The sequence below is a fragment of the Embleya sp. NPDC127516 genome (genome assembly GCF_044765325.1).
GTDB lineage: Bacteria > Actinomycetota > Actinomycetes > Streptomycetales > Streptomycetaceae > Embleya.
Genome location: NZ_JBIWJT010000003.1, coordinates 460,154 through 479,414 on the forward strand (window position 1 = coordinate 460,154; position 19,261 = coordinate 479,414).

Consider the following 19,261-nt stretch of genomic DNA (forward strand, 5'->3'; position numbering starts at 1 on the left):
ATGTCCTACGAGGACGCGCTGGAGACCTACGACCCGGTGATGGGCCTGGAGGTCCACGTCGAGCTGGGCACCGCGACCAAGATGTTCTGCGGCTGCTCGACCGAGTTCGGCGCGGAGCCCAACAGCCAGGTCTGTCCGACCTGTCTGGGCATGCCCGGCGCGCTGCCCGTGGTCAACGCGGTCGCGGTCGAGTCGGCGATCCGGATCGGCCTCGCGCTCAACTGCAACATCGCCGAGTGGTGCCGCTTCGCCCGGAAGAACTACTTCTATCCGGACATGCCGAAGAACTTCCAGACCTCGCAGTACGACGAGCCGATCGCGTTCGACGGGTACCTCGACGTCCAGGTCGAGGGCAAGACCTGGCGGGTGGAGATCGAGCGCGCGCACATGGAGGAGGACACCGGCAAGTCGCTGCACATGGGCGGCGCGACCGGTCGCATCCACGGCGCGGACTACTCGCTGCTCGACTACAACCGGTGCGGCATCCCGCTGATCGAGATCGTCACCAAGCCGATCGAGGGCGCGGGCGAACTGGCCCCGCTGGTGGCCAAGGCGTACGTGGCCGAGCTGCGCGAGCTGATCCGCGCGCTCGGGGTGTCCGAGGCCCGGATGGAACTCGGCCAGATGCGCTGCGACGCGAACCTGTCGCTGCGCCCGAAGGGCCGGGAGAAGTTCGGCACCCGCAGCGAGACCAAGAACGTCAACTCGCTGCGTTCGGTCGAGCGGGCCATCCGGTTCGAGATCCAGCGGCACGCCACGGTGCTCACCGACGGCGGCACCATCGTGCAGGAGACCCGGCACTTCCACGAGGACGACGGCAGCACCACCGCCGGTCGGATCAAGGAAGAGGCCGAGGACTACCGGTACTTCCCGGAGCCCGACCTGGTGCCGGTGGCGCCCTCGCGCGAGTGGGTCGAGGAACTGCGCTGCACGCTGCCCGAGCTGCCGTCGCTGCGCCGCGCCCGGCTCCAGGCCGAGTGGGGCGTCAACGACTTCGAGATGCAGTCGATGGTCAACGCGGGTGTCCTGGACGTGATCCTGGCCACGATCGACGCCGGGGCCGACTCGGACGCGGCGCGCAAGTGGTGGCTGGGCGAGCTGTCCCGGCGGGCCAACGAGCGCGGCGTCGAGGTGGCCACGCTGCCGATCACGGCGGCCCAGGTCGCGCGGGTGGCCGCGCTGGTCAAGGGCGGCGAGCTGAACGACAAGCTGGCCCGCCAGGTGATCGACGGCGTGCTGGCCGGCGAGGGCGAGCCGGACGCGGTGGTCGAGGCGCGCGGGCTCAAGGTCGTCTCCGACGACTCGGCGCTCGGCGCGGCCGTGGACGAGGCGATCGCGGCCAACGCGGGCATCGCCGACAAGATCCGCGGGGGCAAGGTGCAGGCGGTCGGGGCCCTGGTCGGCGCGGTCATGAAGACCACGCGCGGGCAGGCCGACGCGGCTCGGGTACGGGAGCTGATCCTGGAGCGCCTGGGCGTGTCCTGACCCGTCGTGTTCGGCGGTTCGGCGGTTCGGCGGGTTCGGCGGGTTCGTTGTGTTCGACGTGTTCGCCGTTCGCCGTTCGCCGTTCTCCGTTTGTGTGTTCGTGGTTCGTCGAGGAGGGCCTTCGGTCGCGTTGCGATCGGGGGCCCTTCGGCGTGTGTGTCGTCGGGCGTGGGGGCGTGCCGGGGTGTCCGTAGGTACCGGGCGATGTTCGGCCGGGGTTCTCCCTAGGTCTGTTCGACCCCCTTATCGGGTTCTTCTCGGACGCCTTAGATCGGCCGTGGACGAGGTGAGCGACTCGGATGCGGCATCCGACCGATGCCCGAAGGCCCCCTGGGACGCGAGGCTCGTACCACGAGCCGGAGCGACCGGTTCGGTGACCAGGAGGTCGACACCATGTTGGAGTACGAACTGTTCCAGGCCCGTGAGCGCGAGCTGCGGGCGACCGCCGACCACGACCGGATGGTCCGTGAGGCGCTGAAGGCGGGTCGGCGTGCGGCCAAGGCCGCGCGGGTGGCCCGGCGCGAAGAGCGGCGAAGCGGCCAAGGTGCCGGCGGTCTCAGTTCCGATCGCGGCGTATTCGGGTGGAGCATCGGAAGCCTCCACCTGCACGCCCGGTGAGTACGTGACGCCGGACACGCCCACTGAAACCCCTTGGTTGACCTGCGCAAACGGGTTTCGCCGGGCGAGAAATCCCCGGCTGCGCACCGGCGGGACATGACATGCTCGGCACTGTGGCGAGTACTTCTGTTTCTCCCGTGTTCGTAGGCCGGTCAGTGGAAATGGCGCGGTTCCTCACGGCTTTGCGCGAAGCCGACGAGGGCACGCCGGGCGTCGTGCTCGTCGGGGGCGAGGCCGGCGTCGGCAAGACGCGCCTGCTCCAGGAGTTCCTGGAGCGTGCGGAGGCGCAGGGCGCGGTGACCACCGTCGGTGGTTGTCTGGAGTTGGGCGCGGAGAGTCTGCCGTTCGCGCCCATCTCCGCCGCGCTGCGCACGCTCTCCCGCCGGATCGGCCCCGAGTTGGCCGAGGCCGTGGCCGGCCGCGAGCGCGATCTCGCGTGGCTGCTGCCCGACCTCGCGCCGGGCACGATCGCGCGCGACGGCGAGTTCGACCGGGTCCGGCGGTTCGAGCTGATGCTCGGTCTGCTGGAGCGGCTCGGCGGCGACCGCACCCTCGTGATCGCGATCGAGGACCTGCACTGGGCCGACTCGTCCACGCGCGAACTGCTCGGCTTCCTGTTCCGGCTGCTGCGTACCGGCCGGATCCTGATCGTCGGGACGTATCGGGCCGACGCGGTCGGGCGGCGGCATCCGCTGCGGTCCTTCCTGGCCGAGTTGGACCGGGTGCACAACGTGGCCCGAATAGACCTGGCCCGGCTCACCCGCGCCCAGGTCGGCGACCAGTTGCGCGGCATCCTGCGCGAGGATCCGCCGCGCCGCCTGATTCGTCAGATCTTTCAGAAGTCCGAGGGGAACGCGTTCTTCGTCGAGGAACTCGCCTGTTCCATTCGGGATGGGCAACTCACGGGTATTTCGGATACTTTGCGGGATTTGTTGCTGATTCGGATCGAGGAGCTGTCCGAGGACACCCAGAAGGTGATCCGACTGGCGGCGATCGGCGGGGTCACCGTCGGCCACCGGCTGCTCACCGAGGTGTCCTGGCTCGACCCGGACCGCTTGGAGGAGGCACTGCGCACGGCGGTGTCGGCACACGTACTGGTACCCATCGGGGACGAGTTCCAGTTCCGGCACGCGCTGGTGCGCACCGCGATTCGCGAGGACCTGATGCCGGGGGAGCGGGTCCGGCTGTACGCGACCTTCGCCGAGGCGCTGGAGCGCTGTCCGGACCTGGTGGCCGCCGACGAGTTGCGCGGTCGAATCGCCACGTACTGGTTCCACGCCGGCAAGGCGGTCAAGGCGCTGCCGGCGGTGCTCGCGGCGGCCGAGGCGGCGCGGGAGCGGTACGCCTTCGACGAGCGCACCCGGCTCCTGGAGCGCGCGCTGCTGTTGTGGGAACAGGTGCCCGACCCGGAGGAGCTGAGCGGTCGACGGCTGCTCGACATCTACATGGAGGCGGTCACCGCGGCCCGGCTGGGCAGCGAGCGCGAGTTGACCATCCACTTCTGCAAGCGCGCGATCGAGTTGGTGGACCCGGTCGCCGAGCCGGAGTTGGCCGCGTTCCTGTGGCGGGAGAAGGCCCAGGGCCTGCGCAACCTGTGTCGCTCGTCGGGCATGCCGGAGCTGCGCCGGGCCAAGGAGATCCTGGAGGGCCTGCCGCCGTCGATGGAGCAGGCCCGGGTGCTCGCGCACATCGCGCGGGACCGGATGCTCGACGGCGAGGGCGACGAGGCGATCGCCGAGGCGATGGTCGCGCTGGAGCGTGCGCGCACCGTGGCCAGCCCCGACATCGAGGCCGAGGCACGCAAGACCCTCGCGTGCGGTCTGGTGCAGATCGGCCGGATCGAGGAGGGCATGGCACAGCTCGAGCTGGCCGAGCAGGGCGCGATCAGCAGCCGCGAGCCGGACAGCCTGGTGCACATCCTGAGCAACAAGGCATCGCTGCTGGAGGGGTTGGGCCGGCACCGGGAGAGCGCGGTGGCCGCGCGGCGCGCGATGGAACTCGCCGCCGAGCGCGGGCTCACCCGCACCTCCGGCTCGTTCGCGCTGGGCAACCTCGCCGAGTCGCTGCTCTCGGCCGGCGACTGGGCCGACCTGGAGACGCTGGTGGAGAAGACCCTCGACCTCGACCCCGGGCCGCAGACCACCCGCCACCTCGAACTGCAACTGGTCGACCTGTGTCTGGCCCGGGGTGACGTACGGGGTGCGACCGCGCACCTGAAGCGGTCCCGACTGGCCGCGGGATCGCGCTACGTCGAGGCGCAGTACGGGATCCCGCTGGCGCGGGCCGAGATCCGGGTGGCCGAGGCCCAGGGGCGACTGGACGAGTCCCGCGAGGCGCTGGTGGCGGCACTGGAGGGGGTCGGCTGTCCGCCGGGCCACCAGCGGTACATGTGGCAACTGCTCGCCGACGCGGCCGGGAACGAGGCGGACGCGCGCACCTCGACCGTGCGCCCTCGCGAATCCGAGCTCAGGACCCGCCAGGACATCGCCGACCGGATCGCGGCGATGGCGGATTCGCTCGCGGTCGACTGCGTGCTCGACGCGGCGTACGCGGGGCTGGTCAAGGCCGAACTGGCCCGCGCGGCGGGCACCGACGACGCCGAGCAGTGGGGCCGGGTGGTGTGCTCCTGGGAGCTGACCGAGCAGCCCTATCGCACGGCCTGGGCGCAATTCCGGCACGCCGAGGCGCTGCTCGCCGCCGGCGACCGCGACGCCGCGGCGACGCCGCTGGCCACCGCCGCCGAGGTGGCCGTCCGCCTGGACGCCAAGGCCCTGCGCGAGGTCATCGACCTGCTCACTCGCCGCGCCCGGATGGCCCCGAGCCCCCAGGGCGACCCCGGCACCCCGCTGCCGACCCTCACCCCACGCGAGATCGACGTCCTGCGACTGGTCGCCGACGGCCGCAGCAACCGCCAGATCGCCGAAGAGCTCTACATCAGCGTCAAGACAGCCAGCGTCCACGTCTCCAACATCCTCGCCAAGCTCGAGGTCACCGGCCGGGGGGAAGCGGCAGCGGTGGCACATCGGCTGCATTTGGTGGACGGGTGAATTCGTGGGGGTGGGGGTGGGGTGGGGCGGCGTTGCCGTCGGCGGGGGAGACGGGGTGGGCTCGGCGGGGGAGACGGGGTGGGCTCGGCACGGCTGGGGTGCGGGGGTCGTGGGGTGGGTTGGTGGGTGTGTGGGGGGCGTGGGTGAGGCCGGGTCGGGGTGCGGGGGTCGCGGGGGCGGGTCGGTGGGTGTGTGGGGGTCGTGGGTGAGGCCGGGCCAGGTTGCGGGGGTCGCGGGGGCGGGCGTGGTGGGCTGGGCAGAGTCGTGTTCCGCGGCGTTGCTGTTTGTTGGGCGACTTCGTCGCCGGCTCGCGAGGCGCCGCTTTTTTACTCCCCCGCTTCGCTCCTCCGCAAAAAAGCGGCGCCTCGCTCGTGACTTCGTGTCCCTCCGCTTCGCTCCGGGGCACGAAGTCAAAACTTGCGGCTCCGCCGCTCTCCGCGCTTCGCGCGTCGATCACTTGGGTGGGCGGGGGTCGGGGGCGCTGACGCGCCTGGGGGTTGGGCTTCGGGGGTAGGCCGCGGGTCACCTTGACCATTGCGCGCGACGGCCGCGTCAGTGCGCTTCCCGCCGCGTTGGACTGATTCTCGGGGCCGGGCCGATTTACGACTCCGCCTTGAAAACCTGTCGCGCCCGCCCGCCGGTGCTGTGGCCGCGTCCGCTGCCTCTCGTGTCCGGTGTTGCCGCGTGTGTCGCCAACGTTGTTGCGGCCGTGACGACCGCTATCGCTCGCGCCGTCGATGCCGTGGCGTCCGCGACGGCCGCGTCCGCTGCGACGGCGCCAACCGTCGCCGCTCCGCCCGCCGGTGCTGTGTTCGTGTTCGCTACCTCTCGTGCCGGGTGTTGCCGCGTGTGTCGCCGACGTCGTTGCGCCCGCGACGACCGCTACCGCTCGCTCTGTCGATGTCGTGGCGTCTGCGGGCGCGTCCGGGCCCGCCTCCGCCTCCGCTGCTGCTGCGCCGCGTCCCCCGCGCACGCGTCTGTCGCCGGTGCGGGCGGGGTGGTGGTGGGCGGAGGGGGTGGGGGTGGTGGGGGTTAGCGTGGGGGCGGAGGGAAGGGGAGTCATGGGGCAGGGGTTGGGGCTGGTGTTGCGGGAGTTGGGCGCGGACGAGGTGGGTGGGGTGTTCGCGCGGTTGGTGGGGGTGCGGGGGGCGGATGCCTGGGTGGGGGGTGAGGTGTGTTTGTCGGATGCGTTGGTGGATGCGATCGCCGCGTGTGGGAGTGCCGAAGAGGTGGTGCGGGCCGCGGGTAATCCGCGGCTGACCGCGGCGCAGTTGTGTCGGTTGATCGAGGCCGGTGGGTATCCGGTGGTGGCCTGGGTGTTTCCGCCGGAGGGTGAGGACGAGGTCCTCGATCCGCCGGGCGGTCCGAACGAGATACTCGACCTGGGGCGCCGGGAGTTGCGGCGCGCGGGGGTGGCGGTGGAGCGCAAGCTCGCGCTGTTGCGCGCGCATCCGCTGCTCGCGTACACCGCTCGCCGCGCCGGGTCCGTGAGCGTGTTGCACCGGCCGGATGTGCCCGTCACCCGGACCGAGGCGCTCGACCAGGTGGGACCCGCGCTGCGTGCCGGTGTGCTGGCGCCGCGCGAGATCCTGGACCGCATGCGACCCGCGCGCGTCGCCGCCCAGGTGCTCGCCGTGGTCTCCCGCGAACACGCCTACGTCACCGGCGAGACCACCATCCACGAACTGCTCCGGCCCGAGGTGGTCGACACGCTCGGCACCAACCCCGCCGCCTGGGCGCACGTGGCCCGCACCCTCGGCCGCCACGCCGGCACCCTGCCCGAACTGTTCGCGGACGCGAGGACGCACACGGGCGAGGCCGCCATCCGGGTGCCCGCGGCCGTACGGCCGTCCATGGCCTTCCTGCTCCGCCGGCTCACCGCCGACGAACTCACCACCCTGATACCGCACCTCGACGACGCGGCGGCGGTCGCGCTGCTCCCGGGCAACGTCCCGCCGCTGCCGAACGTCGCCGACGCGGCGCTGCGCTGCGAACACCACGCGCTGCTCGCGGCGCTCGCCGAGCACCAGAGCATCGGCCGACACTACGCCGGCCTGCTCAAGGACCTCGGCGACGACCGGCTCGACCGACTCCTGGTGGACAACCGCTCCGGCGTCACCGCCGAACTGCGCCGCGAGATCTACGCCGGCCGCCGGGCCGACCGCCCCCGCGTCCCGATGCACCCGGAGCTGCGCGCCCAATTGCTCAACGAGCCGCCCTTCGGCGGCGAGCCCGAGGCGTACGCGCTGTCCGGCGATCCCGCGCTGGTGGACCACGCGCTGCCGGGCTGCGAGGCCCGCAAGCTGCGCCGGATCGACTGGATCGACATCGTGCTGAGCCTGTGGGAGCGCGCCGACCCGAGCGTGACCGCCGACATCCTGGGCCGCCACGGCGAGCTGTTCCCGGAGCGGATCAGGGTCACCGCGCAGGCCGCGTTGGCCGCCGAGGACCCGACCCCGCTACGGGAGTTGCGCGCCCGCTGGGACCGGGGACCGCGTGCCGAACCGCCCATACCCGAGCACCGCCGGCCACCCGCCGACCGGCTTCGCGACACCCCGCTCGATCCGTGGCACTCCTGGCTCGTCGCCGCGGTCACCTCCGGCGAGCTGGATGCCGAGGAGGTCGTCCGGTACGCCCGCCCGGCCCGGCACGCGTTCGAGGCCCTGGTCGCGATCGACGCCTACCACTGGGCCCCGGGCAGCGCCCGCCCGGCACTGGCCCGACTCGGCAAGCGGATCGGCCCCAACCCGGAGGCCTGGGTGATCCTGGCCGGCCTGACCGCCGACTTCGAGGGCACCCTGACCGAACTCGCCGACCTGTGCGCGGCCGCCGCCGGTTGACCCCGGCGGTCAGTTCAACACGAGGCGCAGGACGCGGTCGTCGCCCTTGCGCGGACTGCCCCGGCCGTCCGTCATGCTGGTGGTCAACCACAGTTCGCCCGAGACGACCAGCACCGTGCGCAGCCGACCGTACTTGCCCTGGAAGTACGCCTTCGGCGTGCCGACCGTGGAGCCCAGGATCGGGGCCTGCCACAGCCGTTCGCCCTTGAGGCCGGCCAGGTAGACGACGTCGCCCAGGATCGCGATGCCGCTCGGGGAGGCGTCGTCGGTGGCCCACTGGGCGACCGGGTTCATGTACCGCGGGTCGTCGCCGGTGCCCTCGACCTCCGGCCAGCCGTAGTTGGCGCCGGAGCGGATCAGGTTCAGCTCGTCCCAGGTGTCCTGGCCGAACTCGCCCGCCCACAGCCGCCCGGTCGAATCCCAGGCCAGGCCCTGGACGTTGCGGTGACCCAGGCTCCACACCGGGGAGCCAGGGAACGGGTTGCCGGGCGCCGGCTTGCCGTCCGGGGTGAGTCGCAGGATCTTGCCGCCGAGCGAGGAGACGTCCTGCGCCAGGGCCTTGCGGCCGGCCTCGCCGGTGCCCGCGTACAACATGCCGTCGGGGCCGAACGCGATCCGGCCGCCGTTGTGGTTCGAGCCCGCCGGGATCCCGGAGACCAGCACCTCGGGGCCGCCCAACGGCTGCCCCGGCACGTACGTCATCCGGACGATCCGGTTGTCCTGTTCCGTGGTCAGGTACGCGTACAGGAAGTGGTCGGTCGCGAAGCTCGGCGACACCGCGATCCCGAGCAGACCCCCCTCCCCGCGATGCACCGAACCCGGCACCGTGCCCACCACCACCGGCGTCGGTGTGCCCGGACCGAAGCGGGTGATCGTGCCCGTGTCGCGCGAGGACACCAGCGCGTCCTTGTCCGGCAGCACCGCCACGCCCCACGGCGTGTTCAGATCCCGGGCCAACTCGCCGGCCACGACCGGCTCGGCGACCTTGGCCGCGGTCGGCCCGGCCGGCACGTTCGGCGGCTGCGTCCCGGCCACCGGCGCGGAGGAGCCACCCGGTGTGGCCTTGCCGTCCGACGAGCCGCCGTCACCACCACACGCGGTGAGTCCGGCCGCCATCGCGACGGCGAGCGCCAGGGCGGGCCAACGAGCCTTGGGACGGCGTGTGCGCACCGGAAACACCACCTTCTCGGGTTACCTCGACCCTAAGCGGCCCGGGCCCGCGAGGGAGGGGCCCGACACGACATTTAGAGTTCCTGCCATGGTCACCGAAGGCAGGATCTGGGTTCCGTACACCCTCGAACAACTCGCCCCGCTCCCCGGCAAACTCGGCGGCGGCTCCTCGATCGTCGACGTCTACGACGGCTTCGACGGCGCGGTGCCGGACACCGCCGCCGACGTCGAGCTGTACGTCCTGCCGTACACCTTCGACCGCGAACCGCTCGCCCGGATCGCGGACATGCCCCGGCTCAGGATGATCCAGACGCTGACCGCGGGCTACGAACACGTGCTGCCGTACCTGCCGCCCGGTGTGCTGCTGTGCAACGGCAGAGGCATCCACGAGACCAGCACCGCCGAACTCGCGATCACCCTCACCCTCGCCGCGCTGCGCGACATCCCGACCTTCGTGCGCGGCCAGGACGCGGGCGAGTGGCGGTCGGGGTTCTATCCGGCGCTGGCCGACAAGAGCGTGCTGATCCTCGGGTACGGGGCGATCGGCGAAGCGGTGGACCGCCGGCTCCAGGGCTTCGAGGTGGACGTGGTCCGGGTCGCCCGCAGCGCCCGGGCCGGCGCGCACGGACCGGTCCGGGCGATGGCCGAGCTGCCCGAACTGCTCCCGCGGGCCGACGTGGTGATCGTGACGGTTCCGCTCACCGAGGACACCCGCGGCCTCGTCGACGCCGACTTCCTGGCCCGGCTCCCGGCCGGCGCGCTCGTGGTCAACGTCGCGCGCGGCCCGGTCGTGGACACCGAAGCGCTGCTCGCCGAACTGGACGCCGGCCGCCTGCGCGCGGCGCTGGACGTCACCGATCCCGAGCCGCTGCCCGCCGACCACCCGCTGCGCTTCGCCCCCGGCACGTTGATCAGCCCGCACGTCGGCGGCAGCTCGTCCGCCTTCCTCCCACGTGCCCTGCGGCTGATCCGCGAGCAGCTCGAACGCTGGTCCGAAGGGGTGACTCCGGCGAACGTCGTGCGCGATTGAGCAACAAAAACCGTCCGGTCGCGCTCTGCTTTGAGTAAGGGCCGACACCGGTACGGTGTGCCCGCGCACGCCGACCCGGACGGAGAGACATGAAAGACAGGGGGACGGCGCCCGGCGCTGTTCACAGGCGGTTCGAGGCCCTCGACACCGCCGAGGCGGCCGCCGCGCCCGCCGCCCCGGCGGTTGTCGAACCGGCGGTGATCGCTCCCCGAACGGGTGAACACGACCACGGATTGCGCACGGTCGTCGAGCGGGCCAGGCGACGGATCGGCTCGGGCGCCCTGCCGTACCTGCTTGCCGCGCTGTTCTTCGTGATCTACACGACGCACTCGCTGCTGCGGCATCGCCGGATGGAGACGCACGCCTACGACCTGGGTCTGTTCGAGCAGGTGGTCCGGGCGTATTCGAACTTCGAGGCGCCCGTGTCGGACATCCGGGCGCCGGACTTCAACGTGCTCGGCGAGCACTTCCACCCGATCCTGGCGCTGCTCGGTCCGATCTACCGGGTCTTTCCCGGTCCGAGCACGCTGTTGGTCGCCCAGGCGTTCCTGGTGGCGATCTCGGTCGTGCCGATCACCCGGATCGCCGCGCGCGCGTTCGGCCCGTGGGGCACGGCCGCGCTCGGCATCGCGTACGGCCTGTCCTGGGGCATCCAGTCGGCCGTCTCGTTCGACTTCCACGAGATCGCGTTCGCGGTTCCGCTGCTGGCCTTCGGCCTGGACCGCTTCCTGCTCGGCCGGTACCTCACGGCGATGGCCTGGTGGTTGCCGCTGATCCTGGTCAAGGAGGACCTCGGGCTCACCTTCGCCGCGGCGGCCGTACCGCTGTTGCTGCTGCGCCGCTGGAAGATGGCCGCGGCGCACGTGCTGATCGGCGCGTCGGCGTTCGCGCTGGCGATCTTCGTGCTGCTGCCGGCGATCAACCCCAACGACACGTACGCGTTCTGGGGCAACCTCGACTCCAGCCAGCGCTCCGGCAACGCGGATCCCACCACGCCGTTGGGCCGGGTGCCGATCTCCGAGCTGGTCATCGAACTGCCCATGTCGATGGTGCTGCCCAGCGTGAAGTGGATGACGCTGTTCACGCTGTTGCTGCCCACCGGGTTCATCGCGCTGCGTTCGCCGATCCTGGCGATGATCGTGCCGACGATGTTGTGGCGGTTCACCTCCAGCAACGAGTACTACTGGGGCACGTATTTCCACTACAGCGCGGTCCTGATGCCGATCGTGTTCGCGGCGTTCGTGGACGGTGTGGTCCGGTTGCGCGCGTCGCGGGTGGATTGGCTGCGCCGGTACGCGGTCCACGCCGCGATCGTCCCGCTCGCGGTGTCGCTGGCGTTCGCGCGCGACTTCCCGCTGATGGACCTGCTGCACAAGCGCACCTATATGGTGCCGGACCGGGTGCGCTCGGCGCACAAGGTGCTCGACCGGGTTCCGGACGGCGCGACGGTGTCGGCCACGATGAGCTTCTCGCCGCAACTGGTCTCGCGGGCGGGGCGGGTGACCGACTTCCCGACCCTGCTGCCCGGGCGCGGGTACGCGGCGATCGAGGTGTGGGGCAACAACAAGGACTGGGCCCGCTACTGGATCGCGCACCTGATCGGGCAGGGTTTCACCGAGGTGGCGCGCGAACCGGGCGCGGTCCTGCTCAAGCGCGACTGAACCGGGCACCCGACCGGGGGCGCCACGAAATCCGAGGGCGGTCGAGCGCCCACCCGTGCCCACGGCCGAGCGACCCGCCCGCGCCCTCCGCGCCGGTCACACGCTCGGCCGTCCGAGTTCTCCGTCGCCGGCGCGCGTCGCCGGACCGCACCGCGTTGCCGACCCCGAGTGCCCACCGATCCGGCCCCACCGAGGCCGCACTGAGGCCCTGCCGAGCCCCCGGCGGGGCCTCGGCCCGCCTTCCGGACCCCGCGAAGGCCGCCGGGCGATCGTTGAAACTCCCAGGTTTGCCCTGATCAGAGCCCCTTTTTCCGTCCAGTGTCGGGACTTTGTCACAAATGCACGGGAAGGGACTCCCATGCCGGCCATCATTAGTTACTCTGTGTTGAGTAAGACAAGCTCACAGTGACGGGTTGGTGTATCGTCCGAGTCGTGGGGCGTTGAGAGACGCGCACGGTCGGGTGTCGCACCCCCGTCGCGCCGGCGCCGACCGCCCCGCCTCACGGCTGGGGTGTGAGGGCCGGTGCAGTGCCATGAAGCGCCGTGGCGGCGACTTCGGGCAGAGGGGAGTGCGGAATGCCGGGGGACCACTGCCGGAGTGGCCGAGCCACGACGACCCGGTGCGGCTGCTGATCTTGGCCGACACCCCTACGCAGCGGCAGTTGAAGTATCTGATCGTGCCGCTGTGTCTCGTGTACGCGATCGGTGCGCTCCAGGGCTGGGGCAATCCGACCTTGTCGCTGGCGATGGGCGACTTCGGCCTGGCGGCCGCGGCGGCCGTGGCGGCGATCTCCTGCGCGCTCAAGGCCGTGCGCGAATCCGGTCGGGCCCGGTTGTCGTGGGCGCTGTTCGCCTTCTCCGCCACGATGGTCTCGCTCGGCAACGGGATCTGGGGCTGGTACGAGGTCGTCCTGGACGTCCCGGTGCCCACGCCCGGTCCCACCGACGTGATCTTCCTGCTGTTCGCGCCGCCCACCATCGTTGGCCTGCTCCTGGTGGCGCAGCGCCCGCGCGGCATCGCGGCGTGGACCTGCATGGCGCTGGACGGGTGGCTGATCGCGGGCTCGCTGTTCACGCTCGGCTGGAGTCTCGCGCTGGCCCGCAGTACCAACGGGGATCGCTCGGACATCCTCAAGATCGTGCTCACCCTCGCCTATCCGGTGCTCGACATCCTGATGATCAGCATGGTCCTCGGATTGCGTTTTCGGGCCGGTTCGGGAGATCGCGCGGCACTGAACCTGGCGCTGGTGGGCCTCGCGGTCACCGTGATGAGCGACGCGCTGTGGACCACACCCGGACTCAACAGTGGCTACCGCTCGGGCGGACTGCTGGACGCGGGCTGGTTCGCGGGCAGCCTGCTGCTCGCGATCGCGCCGTGGACCGGCGATCGGGTCGAGGCGCACGAGCGTCCCCGACACCGCACCATCTCGATGTTGTCCGCGCTCACCCCCTACATCGCCGCCGCGGTGTGCACCGCCGGCGTGCTCGGCGGCGCGGTGGCCGGCCACGCGCCGGACAAGGTGGTGCTCGGCGTCGGCGCGACCGTACTGGTCACCCTGGTCCTGCGGCAGGGCATCACACTCGTCGACAACGTGTTCATGGCCCAGGAACTGTCGGCGAAGGAGAGCCACTTCCGGTCCCTGGTGCAGGGCTCCAGCGATGTGATCATGATCGCGGCGAGCGACGGCGTGCTCCAGTACGTCAGCCACGCAGTGCGCCGGGTGTACGGGTTCGAGCCCGAGGAGTTGGTCGGTACCCGGCTGGAGTTGCTCATCCATCCCGAGGAGAGCGCGCGGGTACAGCGCGAACTACGCGCGTTCTTGGACGGCGCGGTGCCGGTGGGCGAGGCGGACACCGCGATGGTGCGGGTGGAATGTCGGATCCGCTCGGCCGGCGGCACCTGGCTGCACACCGAATCGGCGGTGAACCGCTACGGCGACGGGCTGATCTTCAACAGCCGCGACGTCACCGACCGGATCAAGTTGCAGACCCAACTGGAGCACGACGCCTTCCACGACCGGCTCACCGACCTGCCCAACCGGGCCCTGTTCGAGGACCGGATCCAGCACGCGCTGGCCCAGCGGCGCGGGATCACCCCCACCATCGCGGTGTTGTTCGTCGACCTGGACGGGTTCAAGGCCGTCAACGACAACTACGGGCACACCGCGGGCGACGAACTGCTCGTGCAGGCCGCGCGCCGGCTCGAACACGCGGTTCGGATCGGTGACACCGTGGCCCGGTTCGGCGGCGACGAGTTCGCCGCGCTCCTGGTCGGCGACCCCACCCCGCGGGCGATCCGGGAGATCGCCGAACGGCTGCTCTCCACGCTGTCCGCGCCGTACCGGATCGCCGACGGCGAGGTACGCGTCGCGGCGAGCATCGGGATCGCCTTCTCCGCGCCCGGCATCGCACCGGCCGACCTGATGCGGCACGCGGACGCCGCGATGTACCGGGCCAAGGACGGCGGCAAGGGCCGGGTCGAGGTCTACACCCCCGACATGGACGCCGACGTGGAGCGCCGCGCGGCCCGCGCCGCCGGGCGCCGGCGGGTGGACCGGGACGGCCGGCTGGCCGTGTCGTACCAACCGGTGGTGGACCTGGACACCGGTCGGGTGCGCGACGTGGAGGCGGCGCTGTGTCGGGTCGAGGACGGCGTGGTGCCCGGCCGGGCCGACCACGTCCGGCTGACCGCGGGCGTGGACGGCCGACTCTCGGCGGTGGGCCGCAGGCTGCTGGAGGAGAGCGCGCTGGCCGCGACCACCTGGCGGGCCGCCGGGCACGAGATCGGCGTCACGGTCGGCCTGGCGGCCCGCCAACTCACCGGCCCCGGCTTCCTGGACGTGCTGGAGGAGACCCTGCGCGGTGCCGATCTGCCGGCCGGCGCGTTGACCCTGGAGATCACCGACAACGTGCTGCCGGACGGCGACGAACTGCTGCTGAGCCGGATCGCGGTGCTGCGCCGGTTGGGTGTGCGGTTGTCCCTGGACGACTTCGGCACCGGCCACTCCTCGCTCACCTACCTGCGCCGACTGCCGGTGGACGTACTCAAGATCGACCGCTCGTTCGTCGCCGAGGTCGGCACGTGTCCACACCTGACCGTGCTCACCTCGACCATCGTGCGCCTCGGGTTGGAATCCGGACTGACCCTGGTGGCGGCCGGCATCGACAGCCACGCGCAGGTCGACATACTTCGCGAGATGGGCTGTCAGCGGGGGCAGGGCAACTGGTTCCACCCGGCGGTGTCCGGGGACACGATCTTCGATGTGCTCGGCCAGACGCCGCTGGGCAACAGCGCGGTGCGCGGCCCGCGTCCGGAGCCGCTCCCGGAGGCGCGCGCGCCGCTGCCGGTCCAGGTGCCCAGGTCGCAGCTGTGAGTGTGGCCGCGGCGGGCCCCGAGCGGCGCCGGCATCCGGGTCGGTGTCCGAGGTGGTGACCGCAGGGGTGTCCGCGGCGGCACCGGGGCCGGCCGAAACCATGACGTCCCGTCAGTCCTGGACAAAGAGTCTCGAATACTGAGACGCGTGAAGAGCCGGCTTGACACGTACACGGGCGCGGAGGGAGAGTCGCGGGCATGCAGACCCGCATCCTCGTACTTGAGAAGCGCGTGCACTGACCACCGAGTCGGTTCGCGCGCCCCCCTCGCTTGCCTAACGGCACGGGGGGTTTTTTGTTGCAGTCCGACGGGTCCGGGCCTCGCGCCCCACTCGATATGCCGACTTCAGATCGAGAAGAGACGAAAGCATGACCGATCAGGTGACAGGAGCCCAAGCGCTGATCCGCTCCCTGGAAGCCGCAGGGGTGGACACGGTCTTCGGCATCCCCGGGGGCGCGATTCTTCCCGCCTACGATCCGATGATGGACTCGACGAAGGTGCGCCACATCCTCGTCCGGCACGAGCAGGGCGCGGGTCACGCCGCGGAGGGATACGCGCAGGCCACCGGCAAGGTCGGGGTGTGCATGGCCACGTCGGGCCCCGGCGCGACCAACCTGGTGACGCCGATCGCCGACGCGCACATGGACTCGGTGCCGATCGTCGCGATCACCGGTCAGGTGGCCAGCGCCGCGATCGGTACGGACGCCTTCCAGGAGGCGGACATCTGCGGCATCACGATGCCGATCACCAAGCACAACTTCCTGGTCACCGACCCGGCCGAGATCGCGCCGACGATCGCCGCGGCGTTCCACATCGCCTCCACCGGCCGGCCCGGCCCGGTCCTGGTCGACATCTCCAAGGACGCGCTCCAGGCGACCACCGACTTCGTCTGGAACGGCACCCCCGAACTGCCCGGCTACCGCCCGGTCACCCGGCCGCACGCGAAGCAGATCCGCGAGGCCGCGCGGCTGCTCAGCGAGGCCAAGCGCCCGGTCCTGTACGTCGGCGGCGGGGTGCTCAAGGCGCACGCGTCGGCCGAACTGAAGATCCTCGCCGAGCTGACCGGCGCGCCGGTGGTCACCACGCTGATGGCGCTGGGCGCGTTCCCGGACAGCCACCCGCAGCACCTGGGCATGCCGGGCATGCACGGCACGGTGGCCGCGGTCACCGCGCTGCAGAAGTCGGACCTGATCTTCGCGCTCGGCGCCCGCTTCGACGACCGGGTCACCGGCAAGCTGGACACCTTCGCGCCGTACGCCACCATCGTGCACGCGGACATCGACCCGGCCGAGATCTCCAAGAACCGCACCGCGGACGTGCCGATCGTCGGCGACGCCCGCGAGGTGATCGCCGACCTGGTGGTCGCGGTCCAGGCCGAGCACGAGGCGGGCCGGTTCGGCGACTACCAGGAGTGGTGGACCGCGCTGAACCGCTGGCGCGAGACCTACCCGCTGGGCTACGACGTGCCCGCGGACGGCTCGCTGTCGCCGCAACTGGTGATCGAGCGGCTCGGCGCGATCTCGGGCCCGGACACGATCTTCGCCTCCGGCGTCGGCCAGCACCAGATGTGGGCCTCGCAGTTCATCCGCTACGAGAAGCCGTACACCTGGCTCAACTCCGGCGGCGCCGGGACCATGGGCTATTCGGTGCCCGCCGCGATGGGCGCCAAGGCCGGCATGCCGGACACCACGGTGTGGGCGATCGACGGCGACGGTTGTTTCCAGATGACCAATCAGGAACTGGTCACCTGCGCGGTCAACGACATCCCGATCAAGGTCGCCATCATCAACAACGGCACCCTGGGCATGGTCCGCCAGTGGCAGACGCTCTTCTACAACGAGCGCTACTCCAACACCGACCTGCAGAGCCGCCGGCTGCCGGACTTCGTCAAGCTCGCCGAGGCGATGGGTTGCGTCGGGCTGCGCTGCGAGAGCCCGGACCAGTTGGACGAGATCATCCACAAGGCGATGTCGATCAACGACGCTCCCGTGGTCATCGACTTCGTCGTCCACCAGGACGCGATGGTGTGGCCGATGGTCGCGGCGGGTTCCTCCAACGACGAGGTGATGGCCGCGCGCGACGTGCGTCCCGACTTCGGCGACTCGGACGACTGACAGGCCGACAGGGCATCAGGAAGGCATAGGAGTCCAGCGATCATGTCCAAGCACACCCTCTCGGTCCTTGTCGAGAACAAGCCCGGTGTCCTCGCCCGGATCACCGCGCTGTTCTCGCGTCGGGGCTTCAACATCGACTCGCTCGCGGTCGGCACCACCGAGCATCCGGACATCTCGCGGATCACCATCGTGGTCAGCGTGGTCGAGGAACTGCCGCTGGAGCAGGTCACGAAGCAGCTCAACAAGCTGGTCAACGTGCTCAAGATCGTCGAGCTGGATCCGCCCGCGTCGGTGCAGCGCCAGCTCCTGCTGGTCAAGGTGCGCGCGGACCACGAGACGCGTTCGCAAGTGGTGGAGATCGTCCAGCTCTTCCGCGCCAAGACGGTCGACGTCTCGCCCGAGGCGGTCACCGTCGAGGCCACCGGCGGCCCCGACAAGCTGGCCGCGATGTTGCGCATGCTGGAGCCGTTCGGCATCAAGGAACTCGTCCAGTCCGGCGTCGTGGCGATCGGCCGCGGCGGACGCTCGATCACCGACCGTTCGCTGCGGTCGGTGGAGCGCTCGGCCTGACGGATATGTCCGGACCTCGGTTCTGACGGACCGTCATGGTCCACATTTCAAACCGGCGGCACGCGGTTCGTTCGTGATTTGCGAAGATGACGAGCGGGGCGTGGCCCCGAAAACCCAGTCTTGAAGGAGAACCCCGAAGTGGCCGAGCTGTTCTACGACGACGACGCCGACCTGTCCATCATTCAGAACCGCAAGGTCGCGGTGCTCGGCTACGGCAGCCAGGGTCACGCCCACGCGCTGTCGCTGCGGGACTCCGGTGTCGACGTGCGGGTCGGTCTGCTGGAGGGCTCGAAGAGCCGCGCCAAGGCCGAGGAGGCGGGCCTGCGGGTCGTCACTCCCGCCGAGGCCGCCGCCGAGGCGAGCGTCATCATGATCCTGACCCCGGACCCGGTCCAGGCGAAGGTCTACGCCGAGGCCGTGGAGCCCAACCTGCAGGACGGCGACGCGCTGTTCTTCGGGCACGGCTTCAACATCCGGTTCGGCTTCATCAAGCCGCCGGCCAACGTCGACGTGTGCATGGTCGCCCCCAAGGGCCCCGGCCACCTGGTCCGTCGGCAGTACGAAGAGGGTCGCGGCGTGCCGTGCATCGTCGCGGTCGAGCAGGACGCGTCGGGCCAGGGCCTGGCGCTCGCCCTCTCCTACGCGAAGGGCATCGGCGGCACCCGTGCCGGCGTCATCAAGACCACCTTCACCGAGGAGACCGAGACCGACCTGTTCGGTGAGCAGGCGGTGCTCTGCGGCGGCGCCTCGGCGCTGGTCAAGGCGGGCTTCGAGACCCTGGTCGAGGCCGGCTACCAGCCGGAGATCGCCTACTTCGAGTGCATGCACGAGCTGAAGCTCATCGTCGACCTCATGTACGAGGGCGGCCTGGAGAAGATGCGCTGGTCCATCTCGGAGACCGCCGAGTGGGGCGACTACATCACCGGCCCCCGGATCATCACGGCCGACACCAAGGCCGAGATGAAGAAGGTGCTCGCCGAGATCCAGGACGGTTCGTTCGCGACCGCGTGGATGGCGGAGTACGAGGCGGGTCTGCCGAAGTACAAGGAGTACGTGAAGGCGGACTCCGAGCACAAGCTGGAGACCACCGGCAAGGAGCTCCGCAAGATGATGAGCTGGGTGACGAACGAGGGCTGATCCTCGACTCGACGTGTTGCCTGCCGCTTCGGCGGTGTGAAGTGCCCCGGGCCGGGATCGGTCCGGGGTGCTGCTTTTTGGGCGACTTCGTCGCCGGCTCGCGAGGCGCCGCTTTTTTGCTCCCCCGCTTCGCTCCTCCGCAAAAAAGCGGCGCCTCGCTCGTGACTTCGTGTCCCTCCGCTTCGCTCCGGGGCACGAAGTCAAAACTTGCGGCTC

At 70.8% G+C, this 19,261-nt stretch carries 10 protein-coding genes and 1 pseudogene; 10 read left to right on the plus strand and 1 reads right to left on the minus strand.

The window, feature by feature from the left end; genetic code table 11:
• The 4 genes from gatB (at position 1) to ACIRL2_RS07295 (ending at position 7,990) form a co-directional block, all read left to right on the plus strand.
• Positions 1-1,485 (plus strand): Asp-tRNA(Asn)/Glu-tRNA(Gln) amidotransferase subunit GatB, encoded by a 1,485-nt coding sequence (gene gatB, locus ACIRL2_RS07280; protein ID WP_395873464.1) that lies wholly within the window; start codon positions 1-3, stop codon positions 1,483-1,485.
• A 315-nt stretch (positions 1,486-1,800) separates the two neighbouring features.
• Positions 1,801-2,103: a hypothetical protein gene (locus ACIRL2_RS07285; protein ID WP_395873394.1), complete on the plus strand. Its 303-nt coding sequence runs from the start codon at positions 1,801-1,803 to the stop codon at positions 2,101-2,103.
• A 101-nt stretch (positions 2,104-2,204) separates the two neighbouring features.
• Positions 2,205-5,150 carry a helix-turn-helix transcriptional regulator gene (locus ACIRL2_RS07290; protein WP_402230737.1) on the plus strand — a complete coding sequence of 982 codons (2,946 nt, stop codon included), beginning with the start codon at positions 2,205-2,207 and terminating at the stop codon, positions 5,148-5,150.
• A 1,061-nt stretch (positions 5,151-6,211) separates the two neighbouring features.
• Complete coding sequence (locus tag ACIRL2_RS07295; protein WP_402230739.1) at positions 6,212-7,990, plus strand: hypothetical protein; 1,779 nt, start codon at positions 6,212-6,214, stop codon at positions 7,988-7,990.
• 9 nt (positions 7,991-7,999) lie between these two features.
• Here the strand turns inward: ACIRL2_RS07295 and ACIRL2_RS07300 are convergent, their stop codons facing one another.
• Positions 8,000-9,106, minus strand: coding sequence for a PQQ-dependent sugar dehydrogenase (locus ACIRL2_RS07300; protein ID WP_402230865.1), 1,107 nt, complete (start codon positions 9,104-9,106; stop codon positions 8,000-8,002).
• 142 nt (positions 9,107-9,248) lie between these two features.
• Here ACIRL2_RS07300 and ACIRL2_RS07305 point away from each other — a divergent pair, with 142 nt between their 5' ends.
• The 6 genes and pseudogenes from ACIRL2_RS07305 to ilvC all read left to right on the plus strand — a co-directional run bounded on the left by ACIRL2_RS07305 (position 9,249) and on the right by ilvC (position 19,045).
• Complete coding sequence (locus ACIRL2_RS07305; RefSeq protein WP_402230741.1) at positions 9,249-10,190, plus strand: 2-hydroxyacid dehydrogenase; 942 nt, start codon at positions 9,249-9,251, stop codon at positions 10,188-10,190.
• A gap of 89 nt (positions 10,191-10,279) precedes the next feature.
• Positions 10,280-11,851 carry a DUF2079 domain-containing protein gene (locus tag ACIRL2_RS07310; RefSeq protein ID WP_402230743.1) on the plus strand — a complete coding sequence of 524 codons (1,572 nt, stop codon included), beginning with the start codon at positions 10,280-10,282 and terminating at the stop codon, positions 11,849-11,851.
• Between the two features lie 620 nt (positions 11,852-12,471).
• On the plus strand, positions 12,472-15,225 hold the full coding sequence (locus ACIRL2_RS07315; protein WP_395873389.1) for a putative bifunctional diguanylate cyclase/phosphodiesterase: 2,754 nt from the start codon (positions 12,472-12,474) through the stop codon (positions 15,223-15,225).
• Between the two features lie 340 nt (positions 15,226-15,565).
• Positions 15,566-17,338: pseudogene (locus ACIRL2_RS07320) on the plus strand (acetolactate synthase large subunit); the annotation flags it as partial.
• A 42-nt stretch (positions 17,339-17,380) separates the two neighbouring features.
• Entirely contained in the window at positions 17,381-17,908 is a 528-nt protein-coding gene (gene ilvN / locus ACIRL2_RS07325; RefSeq protein ID WP_020556335.1) for an acetolactate synthase small subunit, read from the plus strand.
• Between the two features lie 138 nt (positions 17,909-18,046).
• Positions 18,047-19,045 carry a ketol-acid reductoisomerase gene (gene ilvC / locus ACIRL2_RS07330; RefSeq protein WP_395873462.1) on the plus strand — a complete coding sequence of 333 codons (999 nt, stop codon included), beginning with the start codon at positions 18,047-18,049 and terminating at the stop codon, positions 19,043-19,045.
• Positions 19,046-19,261: the final 216 nt, after the last annotated feature.